General features: G+C 61.3%; 21 protein-coding genes, 1 tRNA gene and 3 pseudogenes. 10 read left to right on the forward strand and 15 right to left on the reverse strand.

Annotation, left to right across the window (positions count from 1 at the left end; all coding sequences use genetic code 11):
* Positions 1–16: 16 nt before the first annotated feature.
* Positions 17–487 carry a hypothetical protein gene (locus tag SynPROS71_RS01870; RefSeq protein ID WP_186596262.1) on the forward strand — a complete coding sequence of 157 codons (471 nt, stop codon included), beginning with the start codon at positions 17–19 and terminating at the stop codon, positions 485–487.
* Here the strand turns inward: SynPROS71_RS01870 and SynPROS71_RS01875 are convergent.
* Positions 444–2531 (reverse strand): lytic transglycosylase domain-containing protein, encoded by a 2088-nt coding sequence (locus tag SynPROS71_RS01875; protein ID WP_186596263.1) that lies wholly within the window; start codon positions 2529–2531, stop codon positions 444–446. The two genes, SynPROS71_RS01870 and SynPROS71_RS01875, sit on opposite strands and share 44 nt — an antisense overlap.
* 24 nt (positions 2532–2555) lie before the next feature.
* Here SynPROS71_RS01875 and SynPROS71_RS01880 point away from each other — a divergent pair, with 24 nt between their 5' ends.
* Both SynPROS71_RS01880 and glmM read left to right on the forward strand, forming a co-directional pair.
* Positions 2556–2759 (forward strand): hypothetical protein, encoded by a 204-nt coding sequence (locus tag SynPROS71_RS01880; protein WP_186596264.1) that lies wholly within the window; start codon positions 2556–2558, stop codon positions 2757–2759.
* A gap of 88 nt (positions 2760–2847) precedes the next feature.
* Positions 2848–4236 (forward strand): phosphoglucosamine mutase, encoded by a 1389-nt coding sequence (gene glmM / locus SynPROS71_RS01885; RefSeq protein ID WP_186596265.1) that lies wholly within the window; start codon positions 2848–2850, stop codon positions 4234–4236.
* Here the strand turns inward: glmM and SynPROS71_RS01890 are convergent.
* From SynPROS71_RS01890 to SynPROS71_RS01905, 4 genes are read right to left on the reverse strand one after another with little or no spacing between them, the layout of a single operon-like run.
* Positions 4223–5191 (reverse strand): BadF/BadG/BcrA/BcrD ATPase family protein, encoded by a 969-nt coding sequence (locus tag SynPROS71_RS01890; RefSeq protein ID WP_186596266.1) that lies wholly within the window; start codon positions 5189–5191, stop codon positions 4223–4225. The two genes, glmM and SynPROS71_RS01890, sit on opposite strands and share 14 nt — an antisense overlap.
* On the reverse strand, positions 5188–6486 hold the full coding sequence (locus SynPROS71_RS01895) for an IctB family putative bicarbonate transporter (protein WP_186596267.1): 1299 nt from the start codon (positions 6484–6486) through the stop codon (positions 5188–5190). Before SynPROS71_RS01895 ends, SynPROS71_RS01890 begins: the two co-directional genes overlap by 4 nt.
* The gene (gene trmB / locus SynPROS71_RS01900) at positions 6479–7192 is read right to left on the reverse strand and encodes a tRNA (guanosine(46)-N7)-methyltransferase TrmB (RefSeq protein ID WP_186596269.1); all 714 of its coding nucleotides are present in this window, start codon (positions 7190–7192) and stop codon (positions 6479–6481) included. Before trmB ends, SynPROS71_RS01895 begins: the two co-directional genes overlap by 8 nt.
* Complete coding sequence (locus SynPROS71_RS01905) at positions 7192–8517, reverse strand: FIST N-terminal domain-containing protein (RefSeq protein WP_186596271.1); 1326 nt, start codon at positions 8515–8517, stop codon at positions 7192–7194. The genes trmB and SynPROS71_RS01905 overlap by 1 nt, the downstream gene beginning before the upstream one ends.
* A gap of 70 nt (positions 8518–8587) precedes the next feature.
* On the opposite strand from SynPROS71_RS01905, the gene SynPROS71_RS01910 reads away from it, so the two are divergent.
* Both SynPROS71_RS01910 and SynPROS71_RS01915 read left to right on the forward strand, forming a co-directional pair.
* Positions 8588–9199: a DUF3177 family protein gene (locus tag SynPROS71_RS01910; protein WP_186596273.1), complete on the forward strand. Its 612-nt coding sequence runs from the start codon at positions 8588–8590 to the stop codon at positions 9197–9199.
* A complete protein-coding gene (locus SynPROS71_RS01915; protein WP_186596275.1) occupies positions 9189–9500 on the forward strand; it encodes a hypothetical protein in 312 nt (103 codons plus the stop codon). Before SynPROS71_RS01910 ends, SynPROS71_RS01915 begins: the two co-directional genes overlap by 11 nt.
* A gap of 42 nt (positions 9501–9542) precedes the next feature.
* On the opposite strand, the gene SynPROS71_RS01920 is transcribed toward SynPROS71_RS01915, so the two are convergent.
* From SynPROS71_RS01920 to SynPROS71_RS01930, 3 genes are read right to left on the reverse strand one after another with little or no spacing between them, the layout of a single operon-like run.
* Complete coding sequence (locus tag SynPROS71_RS01920) at positions 9543–9998, reverse strand: hypothetical protein (RefSeq protein ID WP_186596277.1); 456 nt, start codon at positions 9996–9998, stop codon at positions 9543–9545.
* Positions 9999–10009: 11 nt separating this feature from the next.
* Positions 10010–12916: an isoleucine--tRNA ligase gene (ileS, locus tag SynPROS71_RS01925; RefSeq protein ID WP_186596280.1), complete on the reverse strand. Its 2907-nt coding sequence runs from the start codon at positions 12914–12916 to the stop codon at positions 10010–10012.
* 22 nt (positions 12917–12938) lie between these two features.
* A complete protein-coding gene (locus SynPROS71_RS01930) occupies positions 12939–13517 on the reverse strand; it encodes a Ycf66 family protein (RefSeq protein ID WP_186597815.1) in 579 nt (192 codons plus the stop codon).
* A 53-nt stretch (positions 13518–13570) separates the two neighbouring features.
* Between SynPROS71_RS01930 and SynPROS71_RS01935 the strand changes: the two genes are divergently transcribed.
* Both SynPROS71_RS01935 and crtR read left to right on the forward strand, forming a co-directional pair.
* Positions 13571–13652 (forward strand) — tRNA-Leu (locus SynPROS71_RS01935).
* Positions 13653–13705: 53 nt separating this feature from the next.
* The gene (crtR, locus tag SynPROS71_RS01940; RefSeq protein ID WP_186596282.1) at positions 13706–14734 is read left to right on the forward strand and encodes a beta-carotene hydroxylase; all 1029 of its coding nucleotides are present in this window, start codon (positions 13706–13708) and stop codon (positions 14732–14734) included.
* Position 14735: 1 nt separating this feature from the next.
* Here the strand turns inward: crtR and gatC are convergent, their stop codons facing one another.
* Genes gatC through SynPROS71_RS01960 form a run of 4 tightly spaced genes read right to left on the reverse strand, consistent with a single transcriptional unit; the run spans position 14736 to position 16771 of the window.
* Positions 14736–15029: an Asp-tRNA(Asn)/Glu-tRNA(Gln) amidotransferase subunit GatC gene (gene gatC, locus SynPROS71_RS01945; RefSeq protein ID WP_186596284.1), complete on the reverse strand. Its 294-nt coding sequence runs from the start codon at positions 15027–15029 to the stop codon at positions 14736–14738.
* Positions 15026–15814, reverse strand: coding sequence for a creatininase family protein (locus SynPROS71_RS01950; RefSeq protein WP_186596286.1), 789 nt, complete (start codon positions 15812–15814; stop codon positions 15026–15028). The genes gatC and SynPROS71_RS01950 overlap by 4 nt, the downstream gene beginning before the upstream one ends.
* Positions 15815–15846: 32 nt before the next feature.
* On the reverse strand, positions 15847–15990 hold the full coding sequence (locus SynPROS71_RS01955) for a hypothetical protein (RefSeq protein ID WP_164498747.1): 144 nt from the start codon (positions 15988–15990) through the stop codon (positions 15847–15849).
* Between the two features lie 4 nt (positions 15991–15994).
* Entirely contained in the window at positions 15995–16771 is a 777-nt protein-coding gene (locus tag SynPROS71_RS01960; RefSeq protein ID WP_255442290.1) for a queuosine precursor transporter, read from the reverse strand.
* 200 nt (positions 16772–16971) lie between these two features.
* On the opposite strand from SynPROS71_RS01960, the pseudogene SynPROS71_RS13985 reads away from it, so the two are divergent.
* A pseudogene (locus tag SynPROS71_RS13985) lies at positions 16972–17193 on the forward strand (hypothetical protein); the annotation flags it as partial.
* A 255-nt stretch (positions 17194–17448) separates the two neighbouring features.
* Here the strand turns inward: SynPROS71_RS13985 and SynPROS71_RS01975 are convergent.
* Entirely contained in the window at positions 17449–17730 is a 282-nt protein-coding gene (locus SynPROS71_RS01975) for a Nif11-like leader peptide family natural product precursor (RefSeq protein ID WP_255442292.1), read from the reverse strand.
* A gap of 63 nt (positions 17731–17793) precedes the next feature.
* Here SynPROS71_RS01975 and SynPROS71_RS01980 point away from each other — a divergent pair.
* Positions 17794–18267 (forward strand): annotated as a pseudogene (locus SynPROS71_RS01980) (DNA-3-methyladenine glycosylase); the annotation flags it as partial.
* Positions 18268–18511: 244 nt separating this feature from the next.
* Here the strand turns inward: SynPROS71_RS01980 and SynPROS71_RS01985 are convergent.
* Together SynPROS71_RS01985 and SynPROS71_RS01990 are read right to left on the reverse strand one after the other, a co-directional pair.
* Positions 18512–18772 carry a Nif11-like leader peptide family natural product precursor gene (locus SynPROS71_RS01985; protein ID WP_186596290.1) on the reverse strand — a complete coding sequence of 87 codons (261 nt, stop codon included), beginning with the start codon at positions 18770–18772 and terminating at the stop codon, positions 18512–18514.
* A gap of 147 nt (positions 18773–18919) precedes the next feature.
* Positions 18920–19168: a Nif11-like leader peptide family natural product precursor gene (locus SynPROS71_RS01990; protein ID WP_186597816.1), complete on the reverse strand. Its 249-nt coding sequence runs from the start codon at positions 19166–19168 to the stop codon at positions 18920–18922.
* A 143-nt stretch (positions 19169–19311) separates the two neighbouring features.
* On the opposite strand from SynPROS71_RS01990, the pseudogene SynPROS71_RS01995 reads away from it, so the two are divergent.
* Positions 19312–19552: pseudogene (locus SynPROS71_RS01995) on the forward strand (DNA-3-methyladenine glycosylase); the annotation flags it as partial.
* Between the last annotated feature and the right edge of the window lie 293 nt (positions 19553–19845).

A 19845-nucleotide genomic window follows, 5' to 3' on the forward strand; every position in this document is an offset into this window, starting at 1 on the left:
GAACCCCGCCACGCTGATGCCTCTTCTGCGCTTTCTGCTGCTGCCCCTCAGAGCTCCTTCGCTTCTGGTGCTCTTCGGTGTGTCCCTATTTCTCGGTCACCACTGGGCCATACAGGAAGCCTGGCTTTCGAAGGCCCATCAGATGAGTGTCCACGTGTTCTGGACGATCGAGCTGATTCAGGCGTTCGTGGTGGTGGTGATCTGCACCATGCCGGATCTGCTGCTGCGTCAACTCTCCTTGCTGATGGCCTCCAGTCGGGTGCTCAGCCTGGTGGTCACGCTCACCTTGGTGATCACCGTCGGCTTGTATGTGCTCAGTCTCAGCCTGCTCTCTGATGTGTTGATTCTGGCGTCTGCCACCCTCCTGGCTCGGCTGGATCTCACCAGGATCAAGGTGGTGCCGGCTCCCCAGATCACAGCCTTTTGGCTGGCCTTGATTGTGATCAGCGGGATCTGGATCGGTCACGACCTTCCCAGTCCGGTTTGAGATAAGCCCAGAGATTTCCAAGCACCTTTTTGGTGTAGAGCCTCGTCTCCGGGTAGGGAATCCGTTCAACCCAAAGTTCTGGATCTTGTGCGAGTTCCTCAGTCCACCAGGAACCAGCGGCTCCTGGCCCAGCGTTGTAACTGGCGGCGGTGAGCCAGGGATTTCCCTGCCATTCCTCGAGTAACCAGGCCAGGTAGCGCGCTCCAAGGGTTGCGTTGCGCCCGGGTTGCTTGAGCTCAGCATCACTGAGAGGGGCTCCCGCCATTTCCGCTGCGGTGGCTGGCATCAGCTGCAACAGGCCCACAGCTCCTACCGGCGATTGCACGCCCGGGGAAAAACGAGATTCCTGACGGGCGATCGCCAAGAGCAATTCCAGGCGCACTGCTTCCTGCTGCGCTGCGGAGCTGAACTCAGGAAGAAGGGGGCGGGGATGCTGGCTCTGGTGCAGCTGCAGCTGCGTGTCGTCGTCGGGAGAGACAAGCCGCAGGTTGGCCCTCCACAGCCGACTCAGGCCTGTCCAGTAGTCCTGCACGCCCAGGCGCAGCCGACCTTCGATGAGTTGGCTCTGCGGGGATGGTTTGGCCGTGGCCTGGCTGCTGCGCCAGGTGTCCCAGGCCTCCTGGCGCAACCCCAGTCTCCAGAGTTGATCCACCAAGCGATTGCCGCTGTTCAGAGGGCTCCAGCCCTGGCGCTCCCAGGCGTCGTTAGGGGCAGTGATTGTTCGGGTTGCAGTGGCAGCCGCTTCCCCGTGCAGTGCGGGCAGATCGCCCCCTCCAAGACGGGCCTCAGCACGCCAGGTGTAATACCCCGGGGGATAGGCCTTGACGAGGGCATCCCAGACGCGCTCTGCCTGCTCCTGTCTCCCCAGCTTGGCCAGACTGAAGCCGATCCAGAACTGCTGCCGTGCGGCCAGGGGATCGGGCAGCTTGTTCCCGGGGATGGTGTTCAGAACGCTGAGGGCCTGGTTCCACTGGCCTTCCAATAACGCGCTGCGGGCCAGATCCCATTGCAGCTGCCAGATCGCTGGGTGATCCGGCCATCGTTTCAAGACCTCCAGCCCGTTTCGGTTGCCGTTCAGGCGAACGCGGGCTGCGGCCACATCAGCTGAACGCTCTTGCAGCTGTTGCGGCAAGGCATCCAACAGCGCCTGCTTCGGCCTTAGCGGTTCACTCAGCAGAGCCGCTGCCCTCAAGGCTTCCTCGGATTGAGGATGGGCGTTGGCCAGCTGCACAAGCATCGCTTCCCCGCGACGTTTCTGGGCTGGGGTTCCGCGCCACAGGGTGCGGCCGATGATCAGCGCCTGGGGCGGTTGCAGCGGGGTGCCCTGTAGGCAGAGCTCCGAGGCCGTGCCATCGCCGAGTTCTGCCAGGGCAGAGGCCAGGTTGAGCCGTTGCTCTTGAGACAGTCCTGTGCCGGTGATATCCCCACAGGTGCGGCGAATGAGGCTGGATGCTCCAGGCCAGCGGGGGCCCCAGCGTGCCAGGTGCAAGGCGTTGGCCTGAAGGGTGTCCTGGTTGGCGTCATCGGGGAGTTCTGCAGCCGCCGCCAGGGTGGCGGGATGGGCAGGCTGCTGGGACAGCAACTGTTGTTTCAGTTGCGCGTCGTTGCCCTTGAGGTAATAGCGGGCATCGGCGCTGGCGGCACTGGTTGGGAAGCGCCCGAGCAGGCTTTGCCAGCGCTGCTCTGCTTCGGCGCTCTGGCCGACCCGCTGAGCTGCCAGGGCCTGCTGCTTGAGTGCCACGGCCGCCAAGGGTGCCGGTCCCCATCCCTGGCCAGCGAGCAAACGTCGCTGGCGCTCTGGTGAGTCCTCACTGCGACTGGCCAGGAGCAGGGCCGCTTCCCTGCGCTGCAGCGGGTCAATCGACCAGCGATAGCGCGCCCAAACCTTCGCGCTCTCCATGCGAGCGGTCACAGGGACGTGACGCTGACGGAGCAGCCGCTGGCCCCCGACGATCGCCATCACCGTGAGAATCGACGTGCCTCCGAGGAGCAGCAGTCCGCGGGTCGGTCCAGCACTCACACACGGTCTTTGAACTGCTGCCATTCTGTTCCCAGTGGCAGGCAATGGATGGGTGCGGATCAGCGCACGCCCCGCCCGGGGCGGCCGCAGCGACTGCGTTGCGCGATTGTCTGCGGTGTGGCCCTTGTGTTGTGGGGGATGCGCTGGGTCTGGCCGTTGCAGTGGCTGCCTGGATGGATGGTGTTGTTGGTTGGCGCCTGGGCGTTGCTGGAACTGGCGGCCATCCTCTTGACCCCCCAGCGTTGGCGTTGAACGCTTGGCGTGCAGCTATTGGCCTGTCCTTGCGCTGAAGTTCTAATGCTGTCGGGCCTTTTAAGGTTCATCCCATCAATGAGACTCCATGGCCTCACCTGCATTCCATCCCCTGGATTGTCCTGATCCTGCCCAGGTGAGTTTTGGCACCGATGGCCTGCGGGGCCATGTCGGTACGGCGATCACCTCCACGCTGGCTTTGCAGGTGGGGTTTTGGTGTGGACGGGTGCTTCCCGCTGATGGGCCTGTGCTGATCGGGATGGATTCGCGCACGAGCGGATCCATGCTCGTGTCGGCACTTGCGGCCGGCCTGACCGCAGCGGGGCGGGAGGTTTGGACCCTTGGGCTGTGCCCCACCCCGGCAGTCCCTGGCCTGATCCGCCGGTTTGAAGCAGCTGGTGGCTTGATGGTGTCCGCCAGCCATAACCCACCGGAGGACAACGGCATCAAGGTGTTCGGTGCCGATGGCAGCAAGCTCGGCTCTGCCCTTCAGTCGCGCATTGAAGCCGGTTTGCGCGGTGAGGAGCCGAAGACACCTCAAGCGCATGCGTTCGGGGTGTCACACCAGCGTTCTGACCTGCTCGATCTCTACAAACAAGACCTTCTCAAAAGCGTCCAGCATCAGCGGCTGGATGGTGTGCCGATTGTTCTGGACCTTTGCTGGGGCTCGGCCACAGCCTGCGGGGCCGCGGTGTTCTCCGAGCTCGGTGCCGATGTCACGGTGCTCCATGGCGAAGCCGATGGTGAGCGGATCAATGTGGGTTGCGGGTCCACCCATCTCGAGCCCTTGCGGCAGGCCGTGTTGGAGCGTGGGGCGACCATGGGTTTCGCCTTTGATGGCGATGCCGACAGGATGCTGGCGGTTGATGGCCGGGGCCGCATCGTCGATGGTGATCATGTGCTCTTCCTTTGGGGCTCAGCGCTGCAGGACAGCGGCGTGCTTCCTGACCAGAGGCTTGTGGCCACGGTGATGTCCAATCTGGGTTTTGAACGGGCCTGGCAGGCGCGAGGCGGGCTGCTTGAGCGCACTCCGGTTGGTGACCAGCATGTGCACGCCGCCATGGTCCGCAATGGTGCGGCTCTGGGCGGCGAGCAATCCGGCCACATTCTTTCCTCAGCCCATGGTCTGTCGGGTGATGGGGTGCTGACGGCCCTGCAATTGGCCAGCCTTTGCCATGGCCAAGGGATCACCCTGGCCGATTGGTTGGATCGCAGCTTTGAGGCCTATCCCCAGAAGTTGGTGAATGTGCGGGTGCCCGATCGGTCACGCCGCAAGGCCTGGGCAGACTGCCAACCTCTCGCCGATTTAGTGCAAGAGGCTGAGCGCAGCATGGCCGCCGACGGGCGGGTGCTGGTGCGGGCCAGTGGCACCGAGCGACTCCTGCGGGTGATGGTGGAGGCGGCCGATCCCAAGGCCGTTGAGCACTGGACCCAGTGCCTGGCTGAAGCGGCGGACCAGCACCTCAACGCGGCTTGAGCTGACAACAATCGCGGGCCATGGCCAGGGCGCCATCACAGGCGTCTCCAAGGGGTTGGGCCCAGCGAGCACCGGGCAAGTGCTGCTGCATTGCCTGGCATACGGACCGGTTGAATTCCTTCAGATTCAGAAGTGCGCCTCCGTGGGCGCAGAGGCTGGGTTCCTTCAGGTGCAGCTGCCTGGCCACGGCGCTGGCGGCTTCGGCGAGAGCGAATGCCGATCGATCAAGGATTGTTCGGGCTTCCCGATCTCCCTGGGCGGCGGCTTCATCCACCAGAGGTGCCAGGCGCGCCAGATCGGCAGGTTGATGATCAGGCTGCACCACCAGGGTTTTGAGGTCGTTGGCAGTCCGGCAGCCGAGGTGTTCCCACAGCGATTGGCGCAGGGGGCCATCTGCCAGACGCCCATCGGCCATGCGCAGGCTCACTTGCAGGCCCTGGTGCCCAAGGTCGAAGGCTGAGCCTGCACCATCAAGGCGCCAACCCCAGCCGCCGCAACGTTGTTCTTCGCCAAGGGTGTTGCGTCCCACCACGATCATTCCCGTGCCACTGATCAGCACGATTCCCGCTTGCTCAGCGAAGGCGCCGCGAAGGGCGGTGCGTTCATCGCCCGTGGCGACGCAGCGATCCTCGGGGAGATGGACCACCTCACGGAGCAGGGATGCGGCACGGGCCTGCAAATCCGTGCCGGCTTCCACGCCACTGGCGCCAACCGCTGCAGCGGCGAGGGGCTCGTCGTGGTGATCGGGCCATGCGGCTTTCAGGCTGGAACGGATGGCCTCCCGGAAGCGTTCCTCGCCGCCCGAGGCATCCAGATGGCTGACGCCCGTGCCCGTGCCTTCTCCCAAGACATGCCAGCCCTCATGGGTCCAGCGACTGAGCCGGCAGCGGCAATGGGTCTGGCCTGCATCGAATCCGGCCAGGACCGGGGAGGTGCTTGTCGGAACGTCAGTCATGCCCTTTGACGGCATTGGCTGAGGGTGGCCAAACAGAACCATCCACTGATCTGCACTTCGGGGCGGAAGAAGATCGTGTCGGCAGCGCCATGCACCAAAAGCCCGGTGATCGCGGCAAGGCAGCCGATGCAGGGAAGAGCTAGATCCGCATCGGACGCCAGCGCTTTGAAGCCGCTGCGTACGCTGGCAAGTGCTAATCCCATACAGGCGATCAGGCCCGGAATGCCTGTTTCCACTAGGAGTTCCAGCGGCACGGAGTAGGCGCTCAGGGCATTGAATTTCGGTTGTTGATACAAGGGGTAGACGCTGTTGAAGGCAGCGTTCCCCGGGCCGATTCCCAGCCAGGGGCGGTCTTGGATCATGTCGATTGCAGCCAGCCACACATTGATCCTGAAGTTGTTGGAGCTGTCGCCGCGTCCGGCCAGCAGGCTCATCACCCGCGTGCGGATCGGGTCCACCTGGGTGACGGCCAGGGCCAGCAACACCCCTCCGGCTCCCAGCAGGGCCAGGGGCACCAATCGCTTCCAAAGCGGGGGCCAGTGGCGAATGGCGCGAAGCACCAGAAGCAGCACCAGGCTGCCAAGGGCTGCCACAAGGGCGAGCCATCCCCCCCGGCTGTAGCTGAAGAGCACCGACGCACAGCCGAGGATGAAGGCGGTCGCGGCAAAAGCCCGGCTTCCCCATCCGCGCCAGCGGATACAGGCCACCAGCGCTAGCGGCAGGATCGGCACCAGGTAGCCCGCCAGCAGATTGGGGTTGCCGAGCGGCCCATAGATCCGGATCGTTCCCGCGGCGACAGAATTCGGATCGGCCCAGCGGGCCAGCTCTTCGGTGGGTGCATAGAGCTGGCGCAGGGCCAGCACGTCGGTCAGAAGCGATCCGGCGAGGAGAGCCGCCATCAGCCGATCCCACCATTCAGGTCGGACGGCGAGAAGCTGCCGTATCAAGGCGTAGACCCCCAGGTAGCTGAGCAGTTTCACCAGTCCTTTCAGGGCCGCGGCGGGGACTGGCGAGAAGCCTGTGGCCAGTACGGCAACACCTAGAAACAGCAGCAGCCAGCCGCTGATGCCACCCAGTCGCTCGGGAGGCTTGGTGAGCGACCACAGCAGCCAGAGAGCACCGCATGCCAGCACGATCAACCCCAGCCCCGTGCGCGTGACCAGGGGCAGTCCTGCGAACAGCAGGATCAGCATGATGCCGGCCAGATTGCTGAGGCGCCTTTGCTGCGCTGCCGAACGGGGGAGACATCCCTGCCAGCGCAGCAACCATGGGGACGGATCTGAAGCCTCAGCCATCCGGGGGGACTGCGTCGTTGCCGGGATTATCGACCCGTTGCCAAGCAATCTCCAGATCTTCACGATCCGGCAGTGGCTGCCGATTGCGCCGATAGAGAACCCGATAGGCCGGAAGCCCCAGATCCTGCACATAGCGTTCCCGTTCCGTGGGCACCGGCAGAGGGTTGTCGGCTCTCCAGGGTCGGGCGTCCTCGGCGGGGCGATCGAAGCATCCGCTCAGCTCAACCAGCGCCACCATCGGTTCGATCACGGCCAGCACGTCACTCTGAACAAACAGCTCCCGACCTGGTTGCAACGTTGCTGCAATCGCCAGCAACAGGGAGGGTTGCAGCACGCGCCGTTTGCGGTGGCGCCGCTTAAACCACGGATCCGGAAACTGAATGCTCACCAGCTGCAGGCGATCCTGTGGCAGCGCGGCCATCCATCCTTCCAGGCTCACATTGGCGTTGCAGAACAGATAGTGCAGGTTGAGGCGTTCAAGGCGGTCCCGATCGCGCTGGGCGGATCGCACCAGGGGCCGTCTGATTTCCACACCGAGGTGATTGCGATCCGGCCTCAGTGCGGCCAACTCCTGCAGGCACAGGCCCCGGGCGCAGCCGATGTCCAGATGGATGGGACGGCTGGGGTCATCGAACAGCTGCTCCGGAGCAGGCAGCTCCAGCGGCAGCTGAAAGAACCGGCTGAGGGGATTGACGTGCTGACGCATCAGGACGGTGAGGACTCGAGCGGTGCATGGCGGAGAAGGCCCCAGCAGGCGGTGTAACCATGCAGATGGGTCGCGCCGCCGAGGGGACCGATCTCGCCGTTGCAGAAGCTTCCGGCAATGGGGAGATCGGGCATCACCTCACGGGCGATGGTCACGTCGCCATCAGTGGTTCCGAACAGGCCGCTGCCTCGGCCCAGGCAGGCGAACAGCAGGCCGCAGAGCGGATCCTTTTCGGCTGCGGTTGAGCGGCTGGTTTGCAGAAGTTGGCGTGCTTCCTGGCGGGAGGCCTGCGCTTCCCGTAGCTGAAATTGAACGTTCTGCCCCGCGCGAACCCGCTCGGCCACGGCAACGGCTCCGTTGCGGGGATCCACTCCGATCAGGTTGCGAACCAGGAACGTTCGCTCCGGCTCGTTGTTGGCTTGTGGCCCCGATTGTTCGCTGTCGGATTGAAAGCGTTGCAGCTTGGCCAGTGCAGCCCCTGCGGAGAGTTCCTGCCGCTCAACACCCAGGAACAGTGAATGCTGCACCAGCTCACGATCTTCGGCGCTCAGTCCCGCAAGCACCCGCTGCAGGCAAGCCACGGGGCTGTCGCGCCGGTCGCCATCGCTGAGTTCCAGCAGCACGTTGCGCTGGGCCTGTTCAATCGCGAACACTGGACCGATCGGTCGGCACCCCTGCGCCACCACTGGGTCGAGAAACCAATCGCCGCCAATGCTGAGACCAACAGCACCGGCGGCGACGCTATCGCCGCAGAGCAGGGAGCCATGGGCGGCGTTGTGGGGAATGGCGATTCCACCGATCTTGTCCACCGTGGGGTAGGCGTAATCCAGACCGCTGATCAGATCATTGATGCTGCTGCACGTGGGATCGATCAACAGCAGAAGGGATCGACTGGATCCTGGCTTCAGGCCCACCCACTCGTGCCAGTGCTGCGCAGCGCCGTCAAGATCTGGAAGGTCGTTGCCGTTGAGTTGCACGCTCTGAAGCTCGGCTCCAGGAAGGTTGAGCAACATCACGCTCAACGCCGGGTTTTGCTCCACTTCATGGGCTTCGTTGGCCGTGGTGGTGCCCACGACGCCACCGCCGAGACATCCCAGCCAGTGGCTGGCGTGCAGGCGCTGCTGAAGCAGGGGCAGCAAACGAGGAAGATCACTGGCGAAGTGACTGGAGACAAACACCAGAGCAACGTCCGCGGCGTTGCCCCCAAGGGTGCTGGACACATCCCGAACGGCCTCCTCCATGGATGGCTGATGGGAGAGGGCGTGGCGGCAACGCGCTTGGGAACCCGAACTCCGGAACCAATCGAGAGGATTAAACGGAACCATGAATTGGACCTTACCAATCCTGTGGTCTTGTTGGATGGCACTGATAATGACGTGCTGATGTACCTGGCTGGTGCCTGATCTCACGACCCGAACCCTGGTGTGGCTGACCTACCGCCTGGGCGCCACGATTGCTCTTGGTCTTCCCCTGATCCTGTTGATCTGGGCTGGAGTTCGCCGTGATCCGGCCCTTGTGCGCCTGCTGAGCATCTACTGGAAGGTGGCCAGCCTGCTGGCCATCAGTGTGCTGTTACTCACCGATCAGCGGCCCATCGGCTACGTCACGGCCTTGCTGGCCCCTCTGCTGATGGCTGGATCGGTGTGGTTCTGGGTGGATCTCAACGAGGAACTGGCCGACAGTCCCCCGGGCCGGGCTTTGCCGATGACTGTGCGCATCTGGCGTTGGTCCCTCACGATGTTTGCGGTGTTTGCCGTGGGGATGTCGGGGTCGGCACTGGGCTGTGCCCGCGCGCTCGAGGCCGCCGAGTGCAAGATCTGGCTGGAAGCTCCCCAGGGGCTGCACCGGGTTGCAGAACGCCTGTTTGATTTCGTGTTCGGCGGCCAGTGGACGGAAGCCGTTGCCGCCTTCATCGGCTACGTGGCGCTTGTGGCCTATGCCGTGGGACTGTTGCAGTGGCTGCTGGTGCGCTTTCCGCGCCAGGGTCGGGTAGCCGGTGAATTCTGATTCGTTGTTGCCAGCCCTTGAAGCGATCAGTCGCGATCGCCCCGACCGTGTGTTGCGACTACGAGGAACTGTGCAGTCCTCTGAAGGTGCGGAAGACGTGCTGGAGGTGTTGATTTTTCGGGGATTTAGTAGCTGCACCACCCATCCCACGGATTTTGATCCAGATCAAAGCGTGCTTCCTGATGGGGCGGCGCTTGAAACGGCTGAATTGCTGCGCGGTCCACTCAATCCTCAGCAGGAGGAACGGCTGCTCGGGCCGCTCCCTGTCGCTGCGCTGATGGATCGAGAGGTCTGGGCCTGAATGAGCCTGGCAGCCCCCAGTTACACCTCCTTCCAAGCGCTTTTAACCCTTGATACAGAGATGTGTAGCCGTCAGCATTTGTGAGGGGATTGTGAATTGATTGACAATCTCTTGACCTGCAGTTTCGCAGGCTGTTTTTGATGTCATTGGGATCGGCTTGAAGGCAAGAGACTCGGCTTCGGAAAAAATATCTGTCGCCATTGCCATTGCTCTCAGTTTGGTGGCCAAATCGGCAGAATCCAATGTTTCTCTTGTGAGGTTGAGTGTCTTGAGAATTTTGGTGTGCGCAGGATTCGTGCTGATTTGTGCTACGTCTGGCTCGTTGCTTGTGAGGGTGACGACAAGCCAGTAATTAGAGGTGGGATTGGCCAGTGCTTGTGTTCCGCTTAGAGCGGCTGCAAGCATTGAAAATCCTGCAATTAGGGCGCCATTGAAGCGGCGTGAGAAGGCCATGAAAAGTTCCTTGAATTCGAAATGTAGCCTCAGAATCGAATTCATCCTTCGCCGGATCAGCGCCGTTCCAGCACGGACACGCAGCGACCACACAAGCCGGGGTGATCACTGTTCTGGCCGATGTCGCCTTCATAGTGCCAACAGCGCTCACACTTCTGACCTCGAGACAGGGCTACTTCGATCACGGCGAGCTCGTTGTCATCACTGGCCAGCAATTCGGCCCAGGGCTCGCCTCCAAGCTGCAACTGGGACACGAGTAGCCAGTCGCGCAGGCCATCCACCTCGGGCTGCCCATTCTCGTTGAGCCACTGCAGAGCGGATTGCAGGCTTGGGCTGTGGGCCTCAAGGCGAACCGCTGCCTCCAGCGATGCGCCCAGCTCCCCACGGCTGCGGCAGTCTTCCAGCACTTTGTTCACTGATGTCCGCAGTTCGCGCAGTTGCTGCATCGGTTCGTTCAAGGACGCGTCGCGCCAACGGTCCGGCGCGGTCGGCCACCCCCGTTGGAAGACCGAGGCCTCGCTCACGGCGTAGGGGAGGTTTTGCCAGATGTCCTCAGCCATATGACAGAGCACAGGCGCAATCAAGCCCGCCAGGCGCTCGATGATCAAAGCCATCACGGTCTGACAGCTGCGCCGGCGCCGGTCGGCGGGAGCGCTCACGTACAGACGGTCTTTGGCGATATCAAGGTAGAAGTTGGAGAGGTCGGTGACGCAGAAGTTCTGCAGCAGCTGGAAGAAGCGGAAAAACTCGTAGCTCTCGAAGGCTTCCGTGATCTCATCCATCACCTCGGCGGTGCGCTGCAGCATCCAGCGGTCCAGCAGGGGCAGGTCCTCCACCGCGATGGCATCGGTGGCGGGATTGAAGTCGTGCAGATTGCCGAGCAGGTAGCGGCTGGTGTTGCGCACTTTCCGGTAAACGTCCGCGAGCTGGCGCAGAATTCCGGCGCCGATGGGCACATCGGTGGAGTAGTCCACCGAGCTCACCCAGAGCCGCAGCACATCAGCGCCGTAGGGAGGCTCCTGCTTCTGGTTTTTGCCTCCCTCGATGATCACCATCGGGTCGACCACATTGCCGAGGGATTTGCTCATCTTTCGCCCCTTCTCGTCGAGGGCGAACCCATGGGTGAGAACGCGTTTGTAGGGGGCATGGCCGTTGACGGCCACGGAGGTGAGCAACGAGCTCTGGAACCAGCCGCGGTGCTGATCGGATCCCTCGAGGTAGAGGTCGGCGGGGTAGCTGAGCGACTCTCGCTGGCTTGACACGGCAGCCCAGCTAGATCCGGAGTCGAACCACACATCCATGGTGTCGGTGCCCTTGCGCCATTGATCGGCCTGGTCGGCGTAGGCGGGTGGCAGCAGATCCGCTTCGTCTTTCTCCCACCACACGTCGCCGCCGTGGGCGGCGATCAACGTCTCGATATGGCTCAGGGTGTCGGCGTTGAGCAGCACCTCGCCATTGCTGCGGTGATAAAACACGGGGATCGGCACTCCCCAGGTGCGCTGGCGGGAGATGCACCAGTCCCCCCGTTCCTTCACCATCGCTTCGATTCGGTTGCGGCCCGAGGCGGGGGTCCACTGCACTTGATCGATGGCCTCAAGAGCTTGCTGGCGAAAGCCCTCCACCGAGGCAAACCACTGTTCCGTGGCGCGGAAGATGGTGGGCTTTTTGGTGCGCCAGTCGTAGGGATAACGGTGGCCGTAGGCCTCTTGCTTGAGCAGTGCTCCGGCTTGCTCGAGGGCCTCGATGATCGCTGGGTTGGCGTCCTTGAGCACGTTCAGGCCTGCGAAAGGACCTGCCTCTGCGGTGAGGGTGCCGGCTTCATCCACCGGACAGAGCACGGGCAGGCCGTGCTTCTGACCGGTGTGGAAGTCGTCGACGCCGTGCCCCGGGGCGGTGTGCACAAGGCCCGTGCCGGATTCGGTGGTGATGTAGTCGCCGCCGATCACCACTGGGCTGGTGCGATCCAGCAGCGGATGCCGGTAGGTGAGTCCGGCAAGCTGAGCCCCCTTCACCGTGGCGCAACGCTTGAGGGGGCGCTCCAGGGTTTTGGAGAGCGACTCGATCAGATCGGCTGCCACCACCAGCAACCGGCCGTTGCCATCGTCGACCAGGGCGTAGTCGAGCCGTTCGTTCACGGACACCGCCAGGTTGGCCGGAAGCGTCCAAGGGGTGGTGGTCCAGATCGCTACCTGCAGGGCGTCGCCTAGGGAAGCAGCCTCAGTGGGAAGGTCAATCCCATCGCCCTTGAGGGTGTCGCGCAGGGCCTTTGGGAGCTCTTCCGCTGGAAAAGCCACATACACGCTGGGGCTGGTGTGGCCGTCGGGGTATTCCAGCTCGGCTTCGGCCAGGGCGGTGCGGGAGCTGGGACTCCAGTGCACGGGCTTCAGGCCCCTGTAGATGTGCCCCTTGAGCACCATTTCGCCGAACACCTTGATCTGGGCGGCTTCGTACTCCTTCTGCAGCGTGAGATAAGGCTGCTCCCAGTCGGCCCAGATGCCCCAGCGCTGGAAGCCCTTCATCTGGCCATCCACCTGCTTGCGGGCGTAAGCAGCGGCTTTCTTGCGCAGCTTGATCGGTGTCAGCGCTTGGCGCTGTTCCTGATCCATCGACTGCAGCACCTTGAGTTCGATCGGCAGACCGTGGCAGTCCCAGCCAGGCACGTAGCGCACCCTGCGGCCCTGCAGTACTTGATATTTGTTGATCACATCCTTGAGCACCTTGTTCAGGGCATGGCCCATGTGCAGGGCACCGTTGGCGTAGGGAGGCCCGTCGTGAAGCGTGAAGGTGGGCCCGCTGTTGTCGAGCCCCAGTTGCCCATCGATGCCGTTCTCGCTCCAGAAGGCCTGCAGTTCTGGCTCCCGCTTCACCGCGTTGGCACGCATGCCAAAGCCTGTTTGCAGCAGGTTGAGCGTGTCTTTGTAGGAGGGACGTCCCTCGGCGGCGTCGCGGGTCTCCTTGCTCACGTTGGGGCAGCTGCAACCGGAATTATCCGTCTTCGCTGGGTGGGGTTGCGGCTTCTTGGTCAGGCGCTGTCGGTTCCGGTTCTTTTTGATCAGGCGCTTCAGCGTTCACTGCTTCGGTGTTCGCCTCTTCAGCTTTGGCGTCTTGGGCGTCCGCGGCTTGCGGTTCGGGCCTGACCCAGCGCTTGCCCGTGCGGCTGCTGCCTTCAGGGCGGTCAGCCGCTGGCGCTTTGGGTTTAAGGCTGCCCATGGCCTGGCCGGTGTTGCTCAGCAGCGCGTTGAGGGTGGCAGAGAGTTGCTGGAGGCTGGTGGACCAGCGCTCAGTGGATTTCAATCGCTGTTGTTCTTCGGGGCTCAGCTGCTGCCAGCGGGACTGAGCCACTTCGCTGCCGAGGCGGCTGATCAGCAGCCCTGCGCAAACCACCGCCAACATCGGTGCACCCCGGAGGCGGTCGCTGCTGGTCACCAGCACCAGCCCAAGCAGCAGAACCACCGCACCCCAAACTCCATCGCGGGGTCTGCTCAGTTCCGTAACCAGAAGTGGAAGCAGCAGCACCGCCAGGCCCAACACCAGACAGAGATCTCCTGCAAGGGTGGCCAGCATCGCGAGGTCCATGGCTCGACCCATTCTGGTCTGCTGCCTAAAGTTGCGATCCTGCCCATCTGGCGGAATTGGTAGACGCGCTGGTTTTAGGTACCAGTGGCTTCGGTCGTGGGGGTTCAAGTCCCCCGGTGGGCATCCGTTTCCCTAATTTGTTAGCTCTTAGCAGTCAGTTGACGCTCCTTCGCTGAATGACCCAGGCTTTCGTACAACCTGAAATGCCTGCTGCGGAGGTTCGTTTGCGTTCTGTTCCCAAACAGTTCGTTGACCCTCCCGCGGCCTGGAATCCAACGGTGGGCTTGTTTCTGGGCGGTTATGCCCTGGCTGCTCTCACCATCTGGGGCTGGTTTTCAGCTGGTTGGCCGTTGCCGGTGATGTTGGTCACTGGGTTTCTGGCGCTGCACCTGGAAGGAACCGTTGTTCACGATGCTTGCCATAAATCGGCCCATCCCGTGCCTTGGGTGAACCAATTGATGGGGCATGGGTCGGCGTTGCTGCTGGGTTTCAGTTTTCCGGTTTTCACCCGTGTGCACCTCGAGCACCACGCCCATGTGAACGATCCGAAGAATGATCCCGACCACATCGTGAGCACCTTTGGCCCGCTGTGGCTGATCGCTCCGCGATTTTTCTATCACGAGGTTTTTTTCTTTCAGCGCAAGCTCTGGAAGCGCTGGGAACTGATGCAGTGGGGCCTCGAGCGTGCCGTGTTCTTCACGATCGTCGCTGCTGCGGTCACCTTTGATTTCCTGCCCTTCATTTTCAACTGTTGGTTCGCACCGGCCCTGATGGTGGGTGTCACCCTCGGGCTCTTTTTCGATTACCTGCCGCATCGTCCCTTCACGTCCCGGAATCGTTGGACGAACGCCCGGATTTATCCAGGCAGGCTGATGAACTGGCTGATCATGGGCCAGAACTATCACCTCGTGCACCATCTCTGGCCTTCGGTGCCCTGGTTTGAGTACAAGCCCGCCTACGAGGCCACCAAACCCCTTCTGGATGCCAAAGGTTCACCGCAACGGCTTGGCATTTTTGAAACCCGTGCGGATGGGGCCAATTTCCTCTACGACATCCTTGTTGGGGTGCGCAGTCACAAGCACCGCAGGGGGAAGATGCGCCGCGCTGCCCGCTTTATCCCTGGCCGCGCTCTGCAGCGCGGTTGGTTGGGTTTTGTCGACCGCATTGCCATCAAAACCCAGCCACGCCGGCCTCACTCACCCTGACTCATTCGGCCAGAATCTTCGGGACACGGAAGAAATCCCCTTCCCGAAGCGGGGCTTGATTGAGCAGATCGTCCCTCACTTCGGTGGCTTCGACGGTGTCTTCACGGGTGACGTTGACAACTTCCACAGCGCGGGTGGTTGCTGGCACTCCCTCCGTATCAACGGCCTGCAGCTGGTCGACATAATCCAGGATCCGTTCCAGCTGTCCGGTGTAGGTGGCGATCGTGTCCTCAGGCAGATCGAGCCTGGCGAGATGGGCCACCTTGCGCACGTCGTCGGCCGTGATGTTGCTCATGCGGCAGTGAGGAAAGTGCAGAGATCCTCGCGCAACGCCTCCGCGGCTGTGTTCAGCAACTCCTGACCATGCTCAGGTTTGGCGAGATAGGGATCGGATCCCATGCGGCCATCGGGGTGGCGGCGGCGGAAGTCCTGCGGACCATGAATGGCCCCGCAGGGTGCGGCCTCGGGCAGGGGGCGCTGCTTCTCCTGCAGGCAGCGATGCAGATGCAAGGTGACGGCGATTTCGCTGGGGGTGGCGTGTTGCCCTTCACGTTCTCCGTAGAGCTCCCTGGCGCGGCGCATCACAGGCCCGGCCATGAACCAGTTGGACAGCTTGCAGCGCAGCCTGGGCGCTACCTCGAGGCCGCGGCTGGCCGCAGTGCCGTAGGCCTGGGCAAAGGCGGCCCTGGCGGTGGCGATGTTGCCTCCGTGCCCATTCACCACCAAGATCCGCTCGAATCCATGGGTGGCTAGGGAGAGCACAAGATCGTGGAGCACCGCCAGGAGCGTGGCGGGTTGCAGGCTCATGGTGCCGGCAAAGCCGAGGTGGTGCTCGGCCATGCCGAAGGCTTGAACCGGCGTGACCAGCACACCGCTGCGTCGTCCTAGTTCGAGAGCGACGGCTTCAGCGGTGAGCGCATCAGTTCCAATGGCGCCGGTTGGCCCGTGCTGCTCGGTGGAACCCAGGGGGATGATCACACCTTTGCAGGTTTGCAGGTACTGGTCCACATCCGGCCAGCTCTGCAGAGCCAAGCGAATGGAATCGGAATGATCCACCGGGCCGGGGAGCGAAGGGGTCATGCCTTCCTGACGACTGACGTTGATCCTGGCGCTCAGTGGGCGGTGCCGTTGCCGTCGTACTGATCGGTGTTGTAGTACCCACCCCTGGTGCCGAAGTAGAGGGTGGCCAGCACGAACAGGCCACTGCCGAAGAGCAGAACCGTACCCAGGTTGAATCCGGAGAGGGCGGCGTCCATCTGATTACATCCTTTCGTTCAAGCCTGGCAGGGATGCGTTCGATGTCACGCCCTGCATGATCGGATCGTCACTTCCGCCGATTTCGCTGCCTGTGCGAGGCACAGCCAGCCACTGGCGCAGCCAGCCGGTGATCCAGACGAAGGGCATGGTGTCGATCAGTGCAGCCATGGCCTTGAAGAGATAGCCGCTGGCGATGAATGACACCAGCTGGGGAGCCACGGGTTCCCCGGGGCGTACGGGGAGTACGCCGGAGGCGTAGTGGCTGATCAGCACCACAGCGCTGGTGTCCACCAGCTGACTCACCAGGGTTGAGCCGTTGTTGCGCAGCCAGAGAGCCCGTCCGCCGCTGAACTGTTTCCAGAAGTGGAAGAGGCGCACGTCCACGAACTGGGCCGTGAGATAGGCCGCCATGGAGGCCAAGACGGAGCCGAAGGCCAGTCTCTGGATTTCGAAGAATGTGGAATCCGGGGCTCCTTCAACACCGGGGAGCAATCCGCCCAGCCAGAGGATCAGCACGACCCAGCCGTTGAGAAGCAGACCAACCCACACCACCTGGCCGGCTCTCTTCTCACCCCACAACTCACTGATCAGATCCGTGCACAGAAATGTGATCGGATAGGGCAAGGCGCCAACGGCCACCACGATCGGCCACGACCCGATGTGTCCCAGTTCGAGGAAGCGAGTGAGCCCAAGGATGTTGAGCATCCCCAGGGTGCCGAGGAACAGCCCTGCAAGAGCCAGAAAGACAAAGTCGCGGCGTGCCTGGATTGAGGCGTTCATCGCTGCGAGCATGGGGATCGAAATGCAGCCTGGCGGCAGTTTGCTCTCCTGTCACCACTCCAGAAGACTGGAAATGATGCGATGGAGGGATGGTCATCGCCTTGTTTGAATTCTCTCCTCTGGCCCAAGCCTTCTTTGCCCGCCCTGCCGAGCTGGTCGCCCCCGACCTGACTGGTTGCAGGTTGGTGAAACGCCAAGAGAGTGGCGCGTCGCTGTGGGGCTCAAGGATGCTCAAGCGATTGGTGGAGACAAGAGGTGCTCACAGAAGCAAGAGAAAGCGTGTCTTACCAGGGCAGCAACAACTGCCTTTTGCATTTGATTGTCGCCTCAATCAAATCCCAGACGAGTGGCATCAGGTGGCGGTGAGATTTAGAAGAGCAAATGGCATCCGTGATAGCGATAGAGAGCGATGTTATTGGTGAATGTGTTGAAGGAATAAGGGTAGAAGTTAGGAGAAAGTATTGAGGATGGTTTTGGTGTGCCTTGAGTTTTTGTTGTGATGCACTGAGTGCCTTGATGGGGCTGTAGTTAGGCTGCGTTGATGGCGATGGTGCCAGGCATTGAAGGCTGAATGATGGCTCTTGGTGGTCTATTGAAAATATAAAAAAACCCCTACGACTGCAGGGGCTCTAGAGGATTAGGATGGCTAAGAGCCCCCCCCCCCCCGTAAATAGGAACTAATATTCCGGCACAATCACAGTGCAGCTGCGTATTGAAGAAATGAAACAGTCCCCAGCAGTAATATGATTTCCTGCAGCTCTCCCTGCAGCTACGCCTTCAAGCTCCTCTTCTGATACCTCTGCCTGAGCCCTCTTTAACTCCTCAGCAGAAATCACAAACCCCTCAGCCTTAGCAATCGCCACCACCGCATCCGCATCACCAGCTGCCTTCAGCTTCTCTTGAAGACCAGCATCAGCTTTAACGGCTTCCAGGAAAGCTTTGAGTTGCTCTTCTGACATTGCCGCGCTGTGAGTGGGTGTGATGCCTCCACTTTGGGTCATCCACAGCTTGATGTCAGCAGGATGAATAAAGACCTGCAAGCCACTCCTATAGCCACCCAGCCCATCACCCAAGACTTCCCAGCCCTCCCCCAGAGCTTCTTCTGCCGCCCTGCCGAGCTGGTCGCCCCCGACCTGATTGGTTGCAGGTTGGTGAAACGCCAAGAGAGTGGCGAGTTGCTCTGGGGCGTGATTGTGGAAACGGAGGCGTATTCGCTGGAGGAGCCTGCCTGCCACGGCTATCGGCGCAGGAGCCCTCAAAACGAAACGCTCTTTGGCGAGCCAGGGAGGTTTTATGTGTATGTGAGCTATGGCATTCACCACTGCGTGAATGTGGTGACTGATCGCGCCGAGTGGGCCAATGGTGTGTTGCTCAGGGCTGTGGCCCTGCCTGGTGAGCCTGAGCGTGTGGCAGCGGGACCTGGGCTACTGGCTCGTCGCTTCGGGATCGACCGGCAGATGGATGGTTGTTCCGCCTGCTCCGGGCAGGATCTCTTCAGTAGGGCTTAAGAATTGACGGACCTGGCTGTGCAGTGGTTTGAAATGTATGCGATTTGGTTGGCAGTAAAAGCAGATCAATATCTGCATGTGTGGTGGGCGATAGTGCCAGGTTCTAGGGGTTATTTTGATCCTTTAAGGGTGTGTGAAGGGCTAAGGATTCAGTGTATGGCAGAGGTTTTGATAAGGTAAATTGTAATAAAATGCATGCTTTAAGCGGTGTATAAAACCGAGCACACATACTCTATTGCACGAGCACGAAGCGGTGTATAAAACCAACACCCCGCTCTTTATTGCACGAGCACGCCGCCCCTGCCACGCTCTCCAGCTCGTCTTCTGAAGCCTCTACCTGCGCGATATTCAGCTCCTCAGCAGAAATCATAAAACCCGCAGTTTTCGCAATCGCTACAACAGCATTCGCATCCCCTGCCGCCTTCAGCTTCTCCTGGAGCCCTGCATCCGTCTTGATGGCTTCCAGGAATGCTTTGAGTTGCTCTTCTGACATGGGGGCTTGTGGGGCTACACCCTGATTTTTTAGGAATCGTCGGCTGGGAGGACTGTAGGTAATACAAAGCCCGCTAAGTGCGGGCGATGGTGCCAGGTATTGGGCCTGGTTCTTGAACTAACAGCGCCTTTGCATCCTTGTTGAGGGTTACAAACACCCGAATGTCCCAACACTATTAATGCTCCAAGGGCTGCAGCCACCGCCAGAGACGTGTTCGAGCTCTTCTTCGGAGATCTCCGATCGAGATCTGTTCAAATCATCAGCAGAAATCATGAATCCAGCCTCTTTAGCCGTGGCAGCTACTGCGTCAGGATTGCTCGCTGCTTTGAGCTTCTCCTGAAGGCTGGTGTCTGTCTTGACCTTTTCGAGGAAGGCCTTGAGTTGTTCTTCTGACATCGCTTTGAGTGGGCGAGGTACTGCAGCCTCAATTTTGGTCAATGCATGGCCAGGTGTCAGCAGGGTGGCGTGAGATCCAAGCAAGACAGCCATTGCCCTATCCACCACGTCTCAACGCCCCCCCCCCAGCGTTCCCCTAGGCAATCTTCTCCCGCCCTGCTGAGCTGGTCGCCCCCGACCTCATCGGTTGCCTGCTGGTGAAACGCCAAGAGGGCGGCAGCTTGCTTTGGGACGTGATTGTGGAAGCGGAGGCGTATTCGCAGGAGGAGCCTGCTTGCCATGGCTATCGGCGCAGGGGCCCTCAAAACGAAACGCTGTTTGGTGAGCCAGGGCGGTTTTATGTTTATGTGAGCTATGGGCATTCAACACGGCATCAATGTGGTCTTCCTTCCCCCACCTGCAGTCACGAGTCCTAATTAAGTCTGGAAGCCGCTGCTAGCGATAGGCCTCCCTAAGTACGCTCTGGTTGTGAAATATGGCAAGGCTTGACAGTGACGCCAGTGTTGATAGTTCACCTGCTGATATGAACCATAAATATCAGATCGCTCCTGAGACAGGTGAAGTCTTTGGTCGTTTCTTGGGAAACGCCAAATAAGTGTTACACCGACGGTTGTCGGTGGTCTCTCTCGGGCCTATTAAGCATGAGAAAAGGGACCTCCCACCTCTTCCTAACGTAT

This window comes from Synechococcus sp. PROS-7-1 (assembly GCF_014279795.1).
Classification (GTDB): Bacteria; Cyanobacteriota; Cyanobacteriia; order PCC-6307; family Cyanobiaceae; genus Synechococcus_C.

Coding starts and splice junctions, on each gene's coding strand:
- SynPROS71_RS01950 (WP_186596286.1), bottom strand. CDS start 15,814: ATGACCCCTTCGCTCCCCGGCCCGGTGGATCATTCCGATTCCATTCGC.
- SynPROS71_RS01895 (WP_186596267.1), bottom strand. CDS start 6,486: ATGGCTGAGGCTTCAGATCCGTCCCCATGGTTGCTGCGCTGGCAGGGA.
- SynPROS71_RS01890 (WP_186596266.1), bottom strand. CDS start 5,191: ATGACTGACGTTCCGACAAGCACCTCCCCGGTCCTGGCCGGATTCGAT.
- SynPROS71_RS01920 (WP_186596277.1), bottom strand. CDS start 9,998: ATGAATTCGATTCTGAGGCTACATTTCGAATTCAAGGAACTTTTCATG.
- SynPROS71_RS01975 (WP_255442292.1), bottom strand. CDS start 17,730: ATGTCAGAAGAGCAACTCAAAGCTTTCCTGGAAGCCGTTAAAGCTGAT.
- trmB (WP_186596269.1), bottom strand. CDS start 7,192: ATGCGTCAGCACGTCAATCCCCTCAGCCGGTTCTTTCAGCTGCCGCTG.
- gatC (WP_186596284.1), bottom strand. CDS start 15,029: ATGAGCAACATCACGGCCGACGACGTGCGCAAGGTGGCCCATCTCGCC.
- SynPROS71_RS01905 (WP_186596271.1), bottom strand. CDS start 8,517: ATGGTTCCGTTTAATCCTCTCGATTGGTTCCGGAGTTCGGGTTCCCAA.
- glmM (WP_186596265.1), top strand. CDS start 2,848: ATGGCCTCACCTGCATTCCATCCCCTGGATTGTCCTGATCCTGCCCAG.
- SynPROS71_RS01955 (WP_164498747.1), bottom strand. CDS start 15,990: ATGGACGCCGCCCTCTCCGGATTCAACCTGGGTACGGTTCTGCTCTTC.
- SynPROS71_RS01985 (WP_186596290.1), bottom strand. CDS start 18,772: ATGTCAGAAGAGCAACTCAAAGCATTCCTGGAAGCCATCAAGACGGAT.
- SynPROS71_RS01960 (WP_255442290.1), bottom strand. CDS start 16,771: ATGAACGCCTCAATCCAGGCACGCCGCGACTTTGTCTTTCTGGCTCTT.
- SynPROS71_RS01990 (WP_186597816.1), bottom strand. CDS start 19,168: ATGTCAGAAGAACAACTCAAGGCCTTCCTCGAAAAGGTCAAGACAGAC.
- SynPROS71_RS01930 (WP_186597815.1), bottom strand. CDS start 13,517: ATGCTGGCCACCCTTGCAGGAGATCTCTGTCTGGTGTTGGGCCTGGCG.
- crtR (WP_186596282.1), top strand. CDS start 13,706: ATGACCCAGGCTTTCGTACAACCTGAAATGCCTGCTGCGGAGGTTCGT.
- SynPROS71_RS01880 (WP_186596264.1), top strand. CDS start 2,556: ATGGGTGCGGATCAGCGCACGCCCCGCCCGGGGCGGCCGCAGCGACTG.
- SynPROS71_RS01875 (WP_186596263.1), bottom strand. CDS start 2,531: ATGGCAGCAGTTCAAAGACCGTGTGTGAGTGCTGGACCGACCCGCGGA.
- SynPROS71_RS01870 (WP_186596262.1), top strand. CDS start 17: ATGCCTCTTCTGCGCTTTCTGCTGCTGCCCCTCAGAGCTCCTTCGCTT.